This window comes from Nesterenkonia sp. Act20, from assembly GCF_019173455.1.
In the GTDB taxonomy this organism is placed as follows: Bacteria; Actinomycetota; Actinomycetes; order Actinomycetales; family Micrococcaceae; genus Nesterenkonia.
In genome coordinates this window covers 435,314-451,946 of record NZ_JADPQH010000001.1, presented here as the reverse complement: position 1 = coordinate 451,946, position 16,633 = coordinate 435,314, and the positions used below count along the sequence as shown (strand labels likewise).

The window sequence follows — 16,633 nt, the reverse complement described above, 5'->3', positions numbered from 1 at the left end:
GCGCGGACTCACCCGTGGGAGCGGGACGAGTTGGGTAGAGTGGTCCCGGCGACACCCACGGCACTTCAGGAGGCTGCACCGCATGGATCGACAGCAGGAATTCGTACTGCGCACCATCGAGGAGCGCGACGTCCGCTTCGTGCGCCTCTGGTTCACCGATGTGGTGGGCTCCTTGAAGTCTGTGGCACTGGCTCCGGCCGAGGTCGAAGGGGTCTTCAGTGAGGGCCTGGGCTTCGACGGCTCCTCGATCGAGGGACTCTCCCGCGTCTTCGAATCCGACATGCTGCTCAAGCCGGACCCCTCCTCATTCCAGATTCTTCCCTGGCGAGGCGAAGAAGAGCCCACCTCGCGGATGTTCTGCGACATCCTCACCCCAGACCAGGAACCCGCCGCCGGCGATCCGCGCAACGTGCTGCGCCGCCAGCTCGATGTCGCCGGGGAGATGGGCTTCACCTGCTACACCCACCCCGAGATCGAGTTCTACGTGCTCGAGTCCGATGAGACCGACGCCGACGGCAGCCCCATCCCCGTGGATCGCGCCGGCTACTTCGACCACGTGACGGGCAGCGTCAGCCAGGACTTCCGCCGCCACACGGTCAACATGCTCGAGGCCGTGGGCATCTCCGTGGAGTTCAGCCACCACGAGGCCGGTCCCGGGCAGAACGAGATCGACCTGCGCTATGCCGACGCGCTGACCACCGCGGACAACATCATGACCTTCCGCACCGTGATCAAAGAGGTCGCGATCACCCAGGGCAAGTACGCCAGCTTCATGCCCAAGCCCTTCACCGAACACCCGGGTTCGGGTATGCACACCCACTTCGGGCTCTTCGAAGGCGACACCAACGCGTTCTTCGCCCCGAACACCGAGTACAACCTCTCCACGACTGCGCGGCAGTTCATCGCCGGCATCCTGCGCCATGCGCCGGAATTCACCGCGATCACCAGCCAGTTCGTGAACTCCTATAAGCGTCTCTGGGGCGGCGGCGAGGCTCCCTCCCACGTCTCCTGGGGCCACAACAACCGCTCCGCGCTGGTCCGGGTCCCGCTGTACAAGCCCACCAAGGGCGGCTCCGCCCGCGTCGAGTTCCGCGGCATCGACTCCGGTGCGAATCCCTACCTGGGCTACGCCGCCGTCCTCGGCGCCGGGCTCAAGGGCATCCGCGAGGGCTACGAGCTGATGGACCCGGTGGGCGAGGACGTATGGTCGCTGACCACCTCCGAGCGCAAGGCGCTGGGCATCAAACCGCTTCCGGGCACCCTGCATGAGGCGCTGCGCCAGATGGAGGACTCCGAGCTGATGGCCGAGATCCTGGGCGAGCAGGTATTCGAGAACTTCCTGCGCAACAAGCAGCAGGAATGGGACGACTACCGCGTCAACGTCTCCCCGTTCGAGATCAAGCGGTATCTCGGCCTGATCTGATTGTGGCTTCCTCCACGCTCACCCACCGGGACCTGATCGCCGCGGGCTTCCAGGAGCTCGAGCGGGCCTCGGGCTTCCTCGCCGACGAGCATCTCAGCGGCCTGGACGCAGCCGTGCTGCTGCGCACGCTGCATTACGCCCCCAACCCGGATCAGGCCCTGCTGCTGCTGATCCGCCTGGTCGAACGCGCCGGAGACGTCTGTGACCTCTTCACCGATGACACCGACGGGGTCTACCTGCGCGCGGTCCCGCTGATCCGGCTGCTCGGAGCTTCCGAGGCCCTCGGCGAGTTCCTGGTCCGCCGTCCGGAGAACTGCGATCTGCTCTTCGAGATCGCCGACACCCTGGAGGCGGACCGGGACGAGCACCAGCACCACCACACCCCCGACGACGCCGCGGCCATCGCCCATCCGGCGGTCACCGAACCCGAGGTGCTGCGCACCCGGTTATTGGAATCCGTCCATGCAGACCCTGCTGCGGAGACTCCCGCCGCCGAGCTGACCGAGGAGTTCACCGCCAAGGAGGCCGGCGTCGCACTTCGCCGGGCCTACCGGCGAGAGCTCACTGCCCTGGCGCTGGCCGATCTCAGTGCGGCCGATCCCGCCGCCTACCAGCCGCTGGTCTCACGGCAGCTCGCCGACCTCGCCGCTGCCGCCCTCGACGGAGCTCTGGCAGTCAGCCGGGCTGAGCTCACCGCGCGCAACGGACGCACCGCCGCCATGGTGGAACTCGCGGTCATCGGCATGGGCAAGTGCGGGGCCCGGGAGCTGAACTACATCTCCGACGTGGACGTCATCTTCGTACACCGCGCCGCCGAGGACATCGACTCCGCTGCCGCACGGAACACCGCCGTGGCCATGGCCGCAGGCATCTCCAAGGTCATCAACGGCAGCGGCCCCGAGCCCGGCCTCTGGGAGGTGGACGCGAATCTGCGCCCCGAGGGCCGCGAGGGAGACCTCTCCCGCACACTGGAGTCCCATCTGGAGTACTACAAGCGCTGGGCGCACGGCTGGGAGTTCCAGGCGCTGCTGAAGGCCCGGCCGATCGCGGGCAGCCGCAGCCTGGGTCAGGACTACATCGACGCGGTCTGGCCGCAGGTCTGGACCTCCTCGGCCCAGGAGAACTTCGTGGAGAACGTCCAGCGCATGCGCCGCCGGGTCTTCGACAACATTCCCGCCGATGAGGTGGACCGGGAGATCAAGCTCGGCCGTGGCGGGCTGCGCGACATCGAGTTCACCGTGCAGCTGCTGCAGCTGGTCCACGGGCGGGTGGATGAGTCCCTGCGGGTGCGGGACTCGCTGACCGCCATCGAGATGCTCGAGGCCGGGGAATATGTGGCCCGGTCCGATCGCGACGCGATGTCTCGCTGCTACCGGATGCTGCGTCTCTACGAGCACCGGATTCAGATGAGCCATATGCGCCGGACCCATCTGATGCCTGTGAAGCCCGATGAGATCCGCGCACTGGCCCATGCCGTGCGGCCGCCGAACCGGCGTCGTCGTCCGGCCGGAGACGAGGTGCTGAACCAGTGGCGGGACATCGCCCGAGAGGTCGCCAGCTTCCACGAGCGGATCTTCTACCGTCCGCTGCTCTCCACCACGGCAGTGCTCTCCGACGACGAGGTGCGGCTCACCGCCAAGGCCGCCCAGGACCGGCTCTCCGCGCTGGGCTATCACGACGCCGCCGGCGCCATGCGGCACATCTCCGCACTGACCTCGGGGCTGACCCGCCGGGCGAAGCTGCAGCGCCGGATCCTGCCGATGATGCTGGGCTGGTTCGGCGAAGGTGTGGACCCCGACGGAGGTCTGCTCGCCTTCCGCCGGCTCAGCGAGTCCCTGGGCCAGAGCCCCTGGTATCTGACCATGCTGCGGGATTCTTCCGTGGCCGCCGAGCGGCTCTCGCTGATCCTCGCCGGCTCCAAGTTCATCTCCGACATGCTGGAGCACTCCCCGGAGTCCACCAAGTGGCTCGGGGACAACGCGGCGCTGGCTCCGCGCAGCTTCGAGACCCTCTGGCGGGAGGTCAGCAACAAGATCACCCGACACAAGGGCGACTTGGAGGCGGGGATGCGACTGACCCGGCTGGTCCGCAAGCGTGAAACCCTGCGCGTGGCCATCGCTGACGCGGTGGGGCTGCTCGACGTCACCGAGGTCGGTATGGCGCTCTCCGATGTGGACCGCGCCGCCACGCTCGGTGCGCTGCGCGTGGCCGAGCGGGAGATCTGGGAGGCCGAGGGCCGGCACGCCGACCTCGCCGTCATCGCGATGGGACGCCAGGGCGGGCGCGAGATCGGGTACACCTCCGATATGGACGCGCTCTTCGTACACACGGTGGCCGAGGATGGGGACGCGTCGCTGGCTGACGTGCAGGCGCAGAAGCTCGCGGCACGGGTCAGTGCGCTGCTGTCGAAGCCGCTGAAGCCCGCGATCCGCGGCGAGTTCCCGCTCAAGCTCGACGCTGACCTGCGCCCAGAAGGCAAGAACGGCCCGCTGTCGCGTTCCCTGGATTCCTACGGCGAGTATTACCGCCGCTGGATGGATGTCTGGGAGCGCCAGGCACTGCTGCGCGCGCGGCCGATCGCCGGAGACGATCAGCTGCTCGACGAGTTCATGGAGATGGCAGACTCGGTGCGCTACGGGACTGCGCCGAGCGCCTCGCAGATCCGTGAGATCCGGCGGATCAAGGCCCGCGTGGAATCGGAGCGGCTGCCTCGCGGGGCGGATCCCTCCCGCCACGTGAAGCTGGGACGGGGTGGGCTCAGCGACGTGGAATGGCTCGTGCAGCTCCTCCAGCTCGAACACGCCCACGACAAGCCCCGGCTGCGCACCACCTCTACGCTCTCCGCGCTGGACGTCCTGGTCGATGAGGAGCTGCTCAGCCCCGCCGAGGCCGAGCAGCTCACCGAGGCGTGGACGCTGTGCACCCGGGTGCGCTCGGCGAGCACGGTGTGGAGCGGCAAGACCTCAGACGTGTTGCCCTCAGCGCGGAGGGACCTGGACGCCGTCGCCCGCTGGTGCGGTTTCGAGGCCGGCGGCAGCGCCGAGTTCGAGGAGCACTATCTGCGCACCACTCGGCGCTGCCGTCAGGTCTATGAGCGGTTGTTCTACGAGGAGAGCTGACTGCCCCCGATCTAGGGGACCGGTGCAGAGTTGTTGTTCCGGGAGGAGCCTGGCTAGGCCGCTGGGACGTGGGGCGGATGATGATCTCGTTGACATCCACGCCCGCCTGCGCGTTGATGCAGTAGCTGATTCCCTCGGCAATGGCAGAGGCGGGCAGGAGAGGAACTAACGGGAGCTTCTTTCCCCACGGCGTGACCCGAGACAGCGACGGCCCCCGTGGTGGGGCGATGTGTCCACCACGGGGGCCGTCCTCACGCATCACATGTGGATCAGGATGCGAGCTTGGCGATCAGCGCCTCGGCCGTCTCCGCAGAGGACTGCGGGTTCTGACCGGTGATCAGCAGCCCGTCCTCGACCACGTAGGAGCTCCAGTCATCGCCCTTGGAGTACTCTCCACCGAGCTTGGTCAGCTCGTCCTCGACCAGGAACGGAACGACGTCGACCAAGTCGACTCCAGCCTCTTCGGTATTGGTGAAGCCGGTCACTTTTCTGCCCTTCACCAACGGGGTGCCGTCTTCATTGGTGGTGTGGCGCAGCACGCCCGGGGCGTGGCAGACCAGTGCGAGGGGCTTGCCGGCACTCAGCGTGGCCTCGATCAGCCGAATCGATGCAGGGTCCTCGGCGAGGTCCCACAGCGGCCCATGTCCACCGGGGTAGAAGACTGTGTCGAAATCGGCCTCCGTGATCGTTTCGAGGCGGACCGTGTCAGCCAGCGCGGCGCTGGCCTCGGCGTCGTCCTCGAAGCGGCGGGTGTCATCGGTCTGGAAGTCGGGCACGTTGCTGGCGGGATCCAATGGCGGCTGGCCACCCTTGGGGGAGGCCAGGGTGATCTCGTAGCCGGCGTCCTTGAATCGGTAGTACGGAGCTGCGAGCTCCTCGAGCCAGAAACCGGTCTTCTTGCCGGTATCGCCGAGCTCGTCATGTGAGGTGAGAACGATCAGGACCTTCATGGGACATCTCCTTGGTGTTGACAAGTTCGTGGTGGTGCGGTGACGGGGCAGCTCGGTCCTCAGGCGACCCGAGATGCTGCGTCCTGTGCCGCCGGCGCGCTGGGGGCCAGCAGCTCAAGGGTCCGGTGCTGGACGGACTCGTCGGGCGCCAGGTTCACGAGCATCAGCTCATCGGCCTGCACCTCCTGCGCGAAGGAGTCCAACCAGGAGACCACGTCGCTCTGCGTGCCGACGGCGACGCGCGAGAGCATGCTGAGCACCTGTCGGCCGGCGGGATGATCCCTGAGCATGTGGACGTCATCATCGGTGATCTGCCGGTTGCGGCCCAGGTGGTTCTTGATCCAGGCGTTCTCCGCCTGTGTCTTCTGCTCCTGGGCGACCTCGGCGTCGTCGTGAGCGATCACGTTCGCGGCCGCGATGAAGTGCGGCTTCGCATTCGGGCCGGCAAGGGAGTTGGCGGCGTCGAAGTGGGTTCGGTACGTGTATGCGGCCTCGTTGAGCATCTGCGGAGCGAAGTGGGAGGCGAAGGCGTAGGGCAGGCCCAGCTTCGCGGCCAGCTGCGCGCCGAAGAGCGAGGAGCCGAGGATGTAGAGCGGCACGTCCGTCCGGGAGCCGGGGTAAGCGTTCACGCCGGGGATGCGGCTGTACCCGGAGAGGTATCCGCTGAGCTCCATCACATCGGACTGGAACCGGTCGGCCTCGGTGCCGTCCCGGCGCAGCGCGCGCATCGTGGCACCGTCGGTGCCGGGCGCACGGCCCAGGCCAAGGTCGATCCGTCCCGGATAGAGCGTCTCCAGGGTGCCGAACTGTTCAGCGATCATCAGCGGCGCATGGTTCGGAAGCATGATGCCTCCGGAGCCCACGCGCACATTCTCCGTCTGGGACGCGACATGCTGGATCAGCAGCGCCGTGGCGCTGGAGGCGATGTTGGGCATGTTGTGGTGCTCAGCGAACCAGATGCGCGAGTATCCCCGCTGATCAGCGGTCTGCGCCAGGCGCACGCTGCGGGCGATGCCATCTGCCACAGTCTCAGGTGGGCGGACGAAGGCGAGGTCCAGCAGGGACAGCGGAGAGGATGCGGTTGTCGACATATTCTCTGCAACATCGTCGAGGCTCGATCTCATTCCGCGGCAGCCGCAGAATTTCGAAGAACTCACGGCCCACGCAGAATCTTCCCTGATCGGCCCGGTGTTGGCGTGGATCGAACGAGCGGTATGTTCGACTCGGGAATGCCGACCAAGAGACTTCATGCAGTCGTGCTCGTAGTGAGCATCGTGGTGGCTGCGCTCATCTACGCGGCGATGATCTGGGCAAACTGCGGTTCCCTGGATCCGGCGGACTTCTTGGGTGACCTCAGGTCATTTCATACTGCGAGTGGGTGTGAGGCGGTCCCGTGAGCTCGCCGCCCCGCAGTAGTCAGCGCACCTCATGCCCCTGGCACAGGAGGCAGCGCGCGGGTCTTGATGAACTCTGAGTACCACCGCGCGCTGTCCTTCGGAAGCCGCTCCAGGGTGTCGTAGTCCACGCGGACTATTCCGAACCGTTTCGAGTACCCGTAGCCCCATTCGTAGTTGTCCAGCAGGGACCACACCTGGTAGCCGCGAAGATCCACACCACGGGCCATCGCGCGGTGGGCGGCGCTGAGGTGCCTTCGGATATAGTCCGTGCGCTCGGCGTCGTGGACGGCGCCATCCTCCACGACGTCCTCGAACGCCGCACCGTTCTCCGTCACCATCAGTGGAAGATCTGGGAATTCCGTACTGAGCGAGACCAGCAGCTCTTCCAGGGCCTCCGGGGCGATGTTCCATCCCATGGCGGTGTAGGGACCGGGCTGTTGGATGAACTCCACGTCATCTGCACCGGGCCAAGCTGACCCGCCCATGTCCTTGTGACCGTCGTTGCTCTGTTTGGCGGTGTTGCCGTCCCAGTGCCGCACGGTGGTGGTCGAGTAGTAGTTGACGCCAAGCATGTCCAGGGGTTGAGAGATCTCCCTGAGATCGCCGCTGTAGACGAAGGACCAATCAGTCAGGTCAGCGGTGTCTTCGAGGAGATCCGCTGGATACTCGCCGCGAAGCATCGGATAGGTGAAGGCACGATTGGCCAGGGCATCGATCTTCCTGACCGCGCCGTGCGAGTTCTCATCTGCGGCACGAATGGAGTGGAAGTTCAGCGTCACCGAAAACTCCGGATCATTCGTCGCAACGCTTCGCAGCCGCTGGATCGCCAGCCCGTGCGCAAGATTCAGATGATGCACGGACTGCAGCGCGGAGACCGGGTCGGTTCTGCCGGGCGCGTGGGCGCCGGATCCGTAGCCCAGGTAGGCCGAGCACCACGGTTCGTTCAGCGTGGTCCACATGTTCACCCGGTCTCCGAGGGCCGCCCCCACGAGTTCTGCGTAGTCTGCGAACTTCTCCGCCGTCTCGCGCCGCGGCCACCCGCCGAGGTTCTCCAGGGTCTGCGGGAGGTCCCAGTGGTAGAGCGTGGCGATCGGCCGAATGCCGCGTCGCAGCAGCCCATCCACGAGTCTGTCGTAGAAGTCCAGTCCCTCGGACAGCGCTGGTCCGGTTCCAAAGGGTTGAATCCTTGGCCATGCTATGGAGAAGCGGTAGGCCTCGAGACCCAGCTCTGCCATGAGGTCGAGGTCCTCTTCGACGCGGTGGTAGTGGTCGACGGCGACGTCGCCCGTGTCCCCGTTCAGCACCTTGCCGGGGGTCTTGCTGAACGTGTCCCAGATCGAGGGGCCCCGCCCGCCCTCGTCGAAGGCGCCCTCCACCTGGTAAGAAGCGGTGGCTGAACCCAGGAGGAACTCCTGCGGGAATATGAGCCCAGAGTCCCTGAAGTCTGCTGAATATTCGGTCATGACTCAACCTCCACGGGGATCTCCGGTGCAATGTGCATGCGCTGGTCTGCCTCCGCGGCTCGGACCGGGAATGTGACGCCCTCGCGGGCATAGAGCGGCAGCGAGTCGAAGCCATGCCGCTGCGTCAGCCAGCGGCCGCCTTCGAGGGTCTCGCCGGTGAGCAGGTGCGTCCAACGGCCCTGCGGAAGGTAGAACTCCACGGTTCCGTCCTCCTGCATGACGGGGGCCACCAGTAGATCCGGCCCGAGCATGTACTGCCGGTCCAGGTATGCCACCGCAGGATCCTCGGGAAAAGCCAATTGCATGGGTCTGAGGATAGGCGTCCCCGCTGAAGCGGCCGTTCGACCCGCCTGAACCAGATAGGGCATGAGGGAGCGCTTGGAGTCTGGCAATAGTTTTCCCGAATCGGGCGAAAGAGGCCCCGCACCAGGAGCTGGTGCGGGGCCTCTTATGCTGAGTTTCAGCAGGGGATCAGACCGAGTAGTACAGCTCGAACTCGTAGGGGTTCAGCCGCAGGTTCAGCGGTGCGATCTCTTCTTCGCGCTTGTATTCGATCCAGGCCTTGATGAGGTCCTCGGTGAACACGCCGCCTTCGAGCAGGAACTCGTAGTCTTCCTCGAGGGCCAGCAGCGCCTCTTCCAGCGAGCCGGGGGCCTTCTGGATGCTGGCGGCCTCTTCGGCGGGCAGCTCATAGAGGTCCTTGTCGATCGGGTCCGCCGGCTCGATCCGGTTGCGGATTCCGTCCAGGCCAGCCATGAGCTGTGCCGCGAACGCCAGGTACGGGTTCGAGGAGGGATCCGGTGCGCGGAACTCGAGGCGCTTGGCCTTCGGGTTCGAGCCCGTGATCGGGATGCGGATCGCCGCGGAGCGGTTGCCCTGCGAGTACACCATGTTCACCGGAGCCTCATAGCCCTTGACCAGGCGCTTGTACGAGTTCACGGTCGGGTTGGTGAAGGCCAGCACTGCCGAGGCGTGCTTGAGCAGTCCACCGATGTACCAGCGAGCGGTGTCCGAAAGGTTCGCGTAGCCCTTCTCGTCGAAGAACAGCGGTTTGCCATCGGTCCAGAGCGACTGGTGGCAGTGCATGCCGGAGCCGTTCTCGCCGAAGACCGGCTTCGGCATGAAGGTTGCGGACTTGCCGAACTGATCCGCGGTGTTCTTCACGATGTACTTGAACTTCATCAGGTCATCGGCGGCGTGGGTCAGCGTGTTGAACCTGTAGTTGATCTCCTGCTGACCGGGACCGGCGACCTCATGGTGGGAGCGCTCGACCTCGAGGCCGACGGCGTCCAGCGCCACGCAGATCGCGTCACGCAGATCGGCGCTCTTGTCCTGCGGACTCACGGGGAAGTAGCCGCCCTTGTGGCCCATCTTGTGGCCGAGGTTTCCGCCGGGGATCTCCTCGGAGGACTGCCAGGAAGCCTCATCGGAATCAAGGGAGTAGAAGGAGGCGTCGGGGCTGGACTGCCACTTCACATCGTCGAAGAGGAAGAACTCGGCCTCGGGAGCGAAGAATGCGGTGTCGGCGATGCCGGAGGCCTCGAGGTACTCCTCGGCCTTCTGCGCCACGCCGCGGGGGTCGCGGGCGTAGGGCTCGCCGGTGCGCGGGTTCACGATCGAGAAGGTCATCACCAGGGTCTTCTCGGCGCGGTACTCATCGACGAAGGCCGTGGCGACGTCGGGGATGAGCTGCATGTCGGATTCGGCGATGCCCTGGAATCCACGGATGGAGGAGCCGTCGAAGAGCTGCCCGTTCTCGAAGAAGTCGAGGTCAACGGTCTTGGCCGGGACATTGAAGTGGTGCTGAAGACCGGGAAGGTCGGTGAAACGGACATCGACGAATGCGATGTCCTCTTTCTCGATGAACTTCAGAACTTCATCAGGGCTTGTGAACATACGTCCGTGCTCCTCGTCAGGTGTCTGGGCTTGCGCGCGCAACAGTGGTGAACGCTCTGCTCTACGCTATGGGCCGGGCATTTCCCGGCCATCACGCAAATGTTTCGGTCATGTAACTTAAGTTGCTCATGGTGCCGGTGACTAGGGCGCCTGGTCTGAGGAATAGACTGACCGGGGCCGTCGTCGGGTGGCGACATGCTCTACATCACCTTCTCATATTCCGTGCACAAGGAGACCTGTGGCGAAGAACGACGGCGCGCGCTCACCTGGAGCCGGCGCAGACCCCGGCGAGCCGCGCTGGGCGGGCGAACAGCTGGGGCTGCCAGAGACGGGGCCTGGCAGCATGGCCCCCTGGAGCCGACGGATCATCGCCCTGTTCATCGACTGGGGACTGGCCCTGCTGATCTCGCTGACCTGGTTCGACGGCAACGAGCTGGTGACGCTGGGCGTCTTCGCTGCCACCGAGATCCTCTTCATCGGCCTGTTGGGCGTGACCGTGGGCAAACGGCTGATGCGCATTCAGGTCGTGCGCGGGAACAACATTCCGGGCCCGCTCTGGTCCGCGGTCCGCACGCTGCTGCTGATGCTGATCCTTCCCGCCATCATCATCGGCTCGGACAGCCGCGGCGCTCACGATCGGGCAGCTGGCACCGTCCAGCTGCGGATGTGAGCGCGACCCCTCCTCCCCGGGTGAGTCGCCTCGCCGACCGCCCGGGACGCGGGCTGGCAGTGATCAGCGCCAGCGCGGTGAGCACGCAGTTCGGGGCGGCCGTCGGCTCGCTGGCTTTCGCCAGCCTCACTCCGGTCGGAGTGGTCGCCGTGCGTCAGGTGGTCGCCTCGACAGTCCTGCTGGCACTGACGCGTCCCAGGTTCTGGCGCTTCACTCGGCGCCAGTGGTCCCCGGTGCTGCTGCTTGCGCTGTTCTTCGCTGGCATGAACACGGCGCTCTATGCCGCACTGGAGCGCGTGGGTCTCGGCACCGCCGTGACCATCGAGTTCCTGGGGCCATTGGCAGTCGCGGTGCTGGCCTCCCGACGACTCCGCGACGGAGTCTGTGCTGTGATGGCGCTGATCGGGGTGGTGCTGCTGACCCGCCCCGGACCCACCAGCGACCTGCTCGGGCTGGGCTTCGCCGTGCTCGCCGCCGGGTGCTGGGCCGGGTACATCCTGACCAATCGCGTCGTGGGTCAGCGCCTGGACGGGGTCCAGGGTGTGGCGATGGGCACCGCCATCTCCGCACTGGGCCTGGCGCCGATCGCCGCCGTCGTCGTCTGGCACCTGCAGCCTCCACTGGAGGCCTTCCTGTTCGCGGCGGTGGCAGGGGTCCTGGCCTCGGTGGTGCCGTACTCGCTGGACCTGATCGTGCTGCGGCACATCAGCCCGGTGATCTTCGGCCTCGGCATGTCCCTGCACCCGCTGTTCGCGGCCTTGATCGGTGCAGTGTTCCTCCACCAGCTGCTGCCACCGGTGGCCTGGGTGGGGATCCTGCTCGTGGTGCTCAGCAATGCGCTGACCCTGGGCGGCGGAGCGCGACCCCCTCGTCGAGCGGCGGGCCCTTCTCGTCGAGCGGCGGATTCTCCGAGTAGTTGAGTGGGTTCCGGGCCCTGAATGCTCGGAGAATCCGCCCCTCAGCGTAGAAGAGAAGCACATCCAGCCTGCACCCTGTCAGTGACCCTTTCCAGGCTGTAGCCTTGAACGCATGCATTGAAGGCTGTAACCTACTTTCATGTTCGTCCTTACCGCCGATCAGCATCGCAGCACCGAATCCGGGGAACGGGTCGATGAGCTGCTGAGCGAACTCACCGGCTGGAGCAAGCAGTGGAGTCAGCAGATCGTGCTTCCCCTGGAGCGCACCGTGGGGGATGAGGTGCAGATCCTGCTGAGCAGCGCCGACGCCGCCGTGGACCTGGCCCTGCGGCTGTGCCGCACCGAACAATGGGCCGTCGGCATCGGGGCCGGCCCGGTGGATCATCCGCTCGGGTCCAGCGCCCGGGCCAGTTCCGGCAGCGCCTTCGTCCATGCGCGCTACGCCGTGGAACGAGCACGCGGACGCACAGAACCCGTGCCTCTGGTGGTCCAGGGGGAAGACTCCGACGCCGCCGTGGCCGCCACCGCCGTGCTCCAGCTGATCGGGGGAGTCCTGCGTCGTCGCGCCGGGACCGGATGGGAGGTCGCTGACCTCACCGCGGCAGGCAGAACCCGCGCTGAGATCGCCGCGGCACTGGGCATCACCGTGTCGGCCGTCAGCCAGCGCGCGCGTTCTGCCATGCTCGAGGAAGAGCGACGCGCCCGCCCGGTGGCCCATGCCTTGGTGACCGCCACAGCGGGGGAGCCCGGGTGGAGCGTCACGCCCCTGCCGGAGAAGGAGGACTGAGGCCATGACGTGGCTCTGGATCACCGCCGTGGTGCTGCTGGCGCTGGGAGTCTCGGCACTTCTCGGCGCCGCCCTGGTGGGCCTGCTGCTGCGCCGGGTGGAGCCAGAGGGCTACGGCCCCGGCATCCTGCGCGGAGGAACCTGGATCGGCATCCTGGAACGGCCCGGGGCGGTGTTCGCAGGCTATCCAGAGGCCATCGCAGTGGTGCTCGCGATCAAGGGGCTGGGCCGCTATCCCGAGCTGCGTGCCTGGAAGGCTGAACACCGCGCCAAAGCGACCGAACGTTTCATCATCGGCACCCTGGCAAGCTACATTTGGGCCGGGATGGTTGGACTCATCGGGGCCGCCGTGGTCGCCGCGATCAGCTGATCCCCACGTTCAGGTCACCCGCACGATCAGGTCACCCGCACGATCAGCCGACCATGACGTCTGAGGTCTGGTGCTCGGAAAGCCGAGACTCGATGCCGCGGGCCAGCGCGAGGGCCGCCGAGGGGGCCAGGTGCAGATTCAGTGCCGGCTCGAAGAGCTCAGCCTCCAGCAGGACGGTGCCGAACTCCGCGGAATCCACCAGGTCGACCCGGCCGTAGAGCGGCATGGGCGTTTCGGTCCGCTGTCCCGCGGCCGCCAGCACGCGCTCCCCGAAGTCGATCTCGGCCGCGGTGGCCTCCACGAGCTGCGGATCCTCCTGATAGCTGCCCCCGCGCAGCCCGCCGCCGCGCGCCAGCAGCGCCCCTTTGGCGATCGAGTGCGTGTGCTGCCCGTCGATGAAATACAGGGCCTTCTCCCGGCCCTCGCTGAGTTCCGGGATCTCGGGCTGGATCATGACCGTCAGGCCGCGGGCCAGGATCCGCTCACCCAGGTCCAGCGCCGCGGCGGAGTCTGCGCGCAGCAGCCCGGTGTCGAAGGAACCGGCGGAGATGGTCGGCTTGATCACGACCCATCCCTCCGCGTGGGTGGCCAGCCCGTGGCGGAGTGCGGCGTCGTCGTCGGCCCATTGGGTGGGCACGGCAGCGATCCCCTCAGCTTCGAGTGCGCGCAGGTAGACCTTGTCCAGGTTCCAGCGGATCAGCGCGGGGCTGTTGAGCACCCGCACCTGCTCCTCAGCCTGGTCCAGCCAGCGCAGAAACTCCGCGGTGCGCGAGGAGTAGTTCCATGGGGTGCGGATCACCAGCAGGTCATACTCCGGGCGGGGAGTCCATTCGTGCCAGATGACCGGCTCGGCCGCGATCCCGAGCAGCTGCAGCTGCGCGATCAGCGGCGCGGTATCCCGGTCGGGTGCCTCCGAGTAGTCATCGGTGACCACGATCCCGACCCGGCGCGATTCGGGCGTCGTGACCAGCGCATGTTCGGGCAGCCAGCGGAAGCGTTCGACGACGACGATGGCCTGCTCGTCCCACCCCTCCTCGCTGAGCTCACCGGTGCTGCGCCAGAAACGCTCATGGGCCTCGCGCCAGGCCTCCACAGAGTCGAATCCCTCACCCTCACCACGGGCGATCTCCTGGGTGATCTCTCCCAGCGGCACCAGCGTCACGTCCAGCACCTCGACGACGCCGAGGCTCTCGTCACGATGGCCCACGAGGCGATGGAGCCCCGGGACGGGCAGCGGCTCGGACTCGGCCAGGTAGGACCGGTGCAGGCTCGTGGTCACGGTCTTGACCCCGGCGATGACGGCTGTGGTCAGCGCGGTGCGGAGCTCACCGTCGCCGAGCTCCATGGCGGGGAGGGCGCGGATGTCTTCGGGGGTCATGGCTTCATGCTGCCTGTGCTCTGGTAGTTGCCGTGCCAGCTCAGCGCCTCGCTCAGCAGGTGCGGGGTGTGCCGGCCACGCGGGTTCTGCGCCAGGGCGCGGTCGAAGTAGTCCTGCAGCAGGTCCTGGTACTCGGGATGAGCGCAGTTGGCGATGATGGTGCGGGCTCGGGCAGCAGGGGAGAGGCCGCGGAGATCTGCGAGGCCCTGCTCGGTGACCAGGATCTGGGTGTCGTGCTCAGTGTGATCGATGTGGCTGGCGAAGGGCACGATCGAGGAGATCGCCCCGTCCTTGGCCACCGATCCCGAGACGAAGAAGTTCAGGTAGGCGTTGCGGGCGAAGTCCCCGGATCCGCCGATGCCGTTGATGATGGAGCTGCCCATGACGTGGGTGGAGTTCACGTTGCCGTAGATGTCCGCCTCGACCATGCCGTTGATGGAGATCACGCCGAGCCGTCGGATGGCCTCCGGGTGGTTGGAGACCTCCTGGGTGCGCAGCAGGATCCGTCCCTTGTACTCCTCGGCGCGGGCATTGAACTGTTCGGCGCGCTCGGCGGAGAGTGAGAAGGAGGTGGCGGAGACGGCGGTGAGCTTGCCGGTGTCGATCAGATCCAGCATGCCGTCCTGGATGACCTCGGTGTAGGCCAGCAGGTCCTCGAACTCGCTGTGCGCGAGCTCGGCCATCACGGCATTCGCGACGTTGCCGATCCCTGACTGCAGCGGCAGCAGATTCTTCGGCAGGCGGCCATGGTTGATCTCATGACGCAGGAAGTCCACCACATGCGAGGCCATCGCCTTGGAGGCCTCGTCGGCGGGTTTGAAGGCCAGGTTCCGGTCCGGGGCGTCGGTCTGCACCACGGCGACGACCTTCTCCGGGTCCACCCGCAGGTACGGATCACCGATGCGCTGCAGCGGATCGGTCAGCTGGATGGGGCGCCGTTCCGGGGGCAGCTTGGTGCCGTAGTAGATGTCGTGGAATCCCTCATAGGCGCGCGGATGCCAGTCGTTGACCTCGAGGATGACCTTGTCGGCCAGCTGCAGCCAGGTCTTGTTGTTGCCCACCGAGCTGCCGGGCACCAGAAGCCCGTTGGGCAGGATCGCGGCGACCTCGATGACTGCGACGTTGAGCTTGCCGTAGAAGCCGAACCAGGCCTGCTGCGCAGAGTGGCTCAGGTGGGTGTCCACGTATTCGGTCTCGCCGGTGTTGATGGCCTCGCGCAGGCTCGGATCGGACTGGAAGGGCAGGCGCTTGCGGATGGCGCCCGCTTCGGCGAGCACGCCGTCCAGTTCAGGAGCCGTGGAGGCGCCGGTCCACAGGTCGATCCCGAAGTCTTCCCCGCGGTCGTGAGCGTCCTTGACCCGTTCGGCCAATGCGGCCGGCACGGCCTTGGGGTACCCGGCGCCGGTGAACCCGCTCATGCCGACACGATCGCCGTCGTGGATGTGGGTGGCGGCCTCGGCGGCGGTGGTGACCTTGGTGGCCAGCGTGGGGCAGGTGATGCGACTTTGGACGGCACTCATTTTCCCAGCCTAGGCGACCGGTGACCCTGCTGTGATTCCGCGTCTCCGGGCTACGCTACGTGTCATGGCACCGCATGGAGCTCCTCCGGCGAGGTGCTGAGACCTCATGTGAGTCCGCGTGGAAGGAACATCATGGATACCTTCGAGCCCTATCCGGTCCGCCAGACCTACCGGCTGATCGAGCCGGGACCCACGGTGCTGATCTCCACCTCCGATGGCGCCCGCGACAATCTCATGACCAATGCGTTCAACATGCCGGTCCGTCATGACGGGATCCTGGCGGTGGTCGTGGGCACCTGGGACGCCAGCTTCGCCACTCTGCAGAAGAGCCGTCAATGTGTGATCGGGATTCCCGGCGCTGAGCTCATGCGCACCACTGTGGACGTGGGCAACTGTTCCGGGGAGGACGTGGACAAGTGGGAACACTTCGGATTGACCCGTGTGCCCGGTGTCAGTGTGGCGGCACCGCTGATCGGGGAATGCGTGGCGAATATCGAGTGCAAGGTCGAGGACGATTCCCTGGTGGAGGACTACTCGCTGTGGCTGCTGCGCGCCACGGCCGCCTGGATCAGACCGGGCGCTGACCTGACCAGCGAGTTCCACCACCGCGGCAATGGCACGTTCTCCACCAATGGCGAGCTCCATGATCTTCGCGACCAGATGACCAAGTGGAAGTACTTCGCGAACTGATCCCTCGGGTCCACCTGCCCACCGGGTTCGTGGTGCCGTCCGAGCTTCCTGGG

14 protein-coding genes are annotated in these 16,633 nt (G+C 66.5%); 7 read left to right on the top strand and 7 right to left on the bottom strand.

The features are described from left to right. Window positions 1–82: 82 nt before the first annotated feature. Window positions 83–1,423, top strand: a complete 1,341-nt coding sequence (glnA, locus tag IY716_RS02030) for a type I glutamate--ammonia ligase (protein WP_218219977.1) — start codon at window positions 83–85, stop codon at window positions 1,421–1,423. Window positions 1,424–1,425: 2 nt separating this feature from the next. After that, the gene (locus IY716_RS02025; RefSeq protein ID WP_369699556.1) at window positions 1,426–4,542 is read left to right on the top strand and encodes a bifunctional [glutamine synthetase] adenylyltransferase/[glutamine synthetase]-adenylyl-L-tyrosine phosphorylase; all 3,117 of its coding nucleotides are present in this window, start codon (window positions 1,426–1,428) and stop codon (window positions 4,540–4,542) included. Window positions 4,543–4,811: 269 nt separating this feature from the next. Here IY716_RS02025 and IY716_RS02020 read toward each other — a convergent pair whose 3' ends face one another. The 5 genes from IY716_RS02020 to glnA (IY716_RS02000) form a co-directional block, all read right to left on the bottom strand. Then, complete coding sequence (locus tag IY716_RS02020; RefSeq protein WP_218219975.1) at window positions 4,812–5,492, bottom strand: type 1 glutamine amidotransferase domain-containing protein; 681 nt, start codon at window positions 5,490–5,492, stop codon at window positions 4,812–4,814. A gap of 59 nt (window positions 5,493–5,551) precedes the next feature. Continuing rightward, window positions 5,552–6,583: an LLM class flavin-dependent oxidoreductase gene (locus IY716_RS02015; protein ID WP_218219974.1), complete on the bottom strand. Its 1,032-nt coding sequence runs from the start codon at window positions 6,581–6,583 to the stop codon at window positions 5,552–5,554. A 335-nt stretch (window positions 6,584–6,918) separates the two neighbouring features. After that, complete coding sequence (locus tag IY716_RS02010; protein WP_218219973.1) at window positions 6,919–8,352, bottom strand: GH1 family beta-glucosidase; 1,434 nt, start codon at window positions 8,350–8,352, stop codon at window positions 6,919–6,921. Continuing rightward, the gene (locus tag IY716_RS02005) at window positions 8,349–8,720 is read right to left on the bottom strand and encodes a TIM-barrel domain-containing protein (RefSeq protein ID WP_218219972.1); all 372 of its coding nucleotides are present in this window, start codon (window positions 8,718–8,720) and stop codon (window positions 8,349–8,351) included. Before IY716_RS02005 ends, IY716_RS02010 begins: the two co-directional genes overlap by 4 nt. A 103-nt stretch (window positions 8,721–8,823) precedes the next feature. Further along, window positions 8,824–10,248: a type I glutamate--ammonia ligase gene (gene glnA / locus IY716_RS02000; RefSeq protein WP_218219971.1), complete on the bottom strand. Its 1,425-nt coding sequence runs from the start codon at window positions 10,246–10,248 to the stop codon at window positions 8,824–8,826. A 238-nt stretch (window positions 10,249–10,486) separates the two neighbouring features. Between glnA (IY716_RS02000) and IY716_RS01995 the strand changes: the two genes are divergently transcribed. The 4 genes from IY716_RS01995 to IY716_RS01980 all read left to right on the top strand — a co-directional run bounded on the left by IY716_RS01995 (window position 10,487) and on the right by IY716_RS01980 (window position 12,992). After that, complete coding sequence (locus tag IY716_RS01995) at window positions 10,487–10,918, top strand: RDD family protein (RefSeq protein WP_218219970.1); 432 nt, start codon at window positions 10,487–10,489, stop codon at window positions 10,916–10,918. Between the two features lie 20 nt (window positions 10,919–10,938). Next, window positions 10,939–11,838 (top strand): DMT family transporter, encoded by a 900-nt coding sequence (locus tag IY716_RS01990; RefSeq protein ID WP_369699555.1) that lies wholly within the window; start codon window positions 10,939–10,941, stop codon window positions 11,836–11,838. Between the two features lie 136 nt (window positions 11,839–11,974). After that, window positions 11,975–12,622 (top strand): hypothetical protein, encoded by a 648-nt coding sequence (locus IY716_RS01985; protein ID WP_218219969.1) that lies wholly within the window; start codon window positions 11,975–11,977, stop codon window positions 12,620–12,622. A gap of 4 nt (window positions 12,623–12,626) precedes the next feature. Continuing rightward, window positions 12,627–12,992, top strand: a complete 366-nt coding sequence (locus IY716_RS01980) for a hypothetical protein (RefSeq protein WP_218219968.1) — start codon at window positions 12,627–12,629, stop codon at window positions 12,990–12,992. Between the two features lie 43 nt (window positions 12,993–13,035). Here IY716_RS01980 and IY716_RS01975 read toward each other — a convergent pair whose 3' ends face one another. Further along, a complete protein-coding gene (locus tag IY716_RS01975; protein WP_218219967.1) occupies window positions 13,036–14,370 on the bottom strand; it encodes an ASCH domain-containing protein in 1,335 nt (444 codons plus the stop codon). Beyond that, window positions 14,367–15,890: an acetyl-CoA hydrolase/transferase family protein gene (locus tag IY716_RS01970; RefSeq protein WP_218219966.1), complete on the bottom strand. Its 1,524-nt coding sequence runs from the start codon at window positions 15,888–15,890 to the stop codon at window positions 14,367–14,369. The genes IY716_RS01975 and IY716_RS01970 overlap by 4 nt, the downstream gene beginning before the upstream one ends. A 132-nt stretch (window positions 15,891–16,022) precedes the next feature. Here IY716_RS01970 and IY716_RS01965 point away from each other — a divergent pair, with 132 nt between their 5' ends. Beyond that, a complete protein-coding gene (locus IY716_RS01965) occupies window positions 16,023–16,580 on the top strand; it encodes a flavin reductase family protein (protein ID WP_218219965.1) in 558 nt (185 codons plus the stop codon). Window positions 16,581–16,633 lie beyond the last annotated feature (53 nt).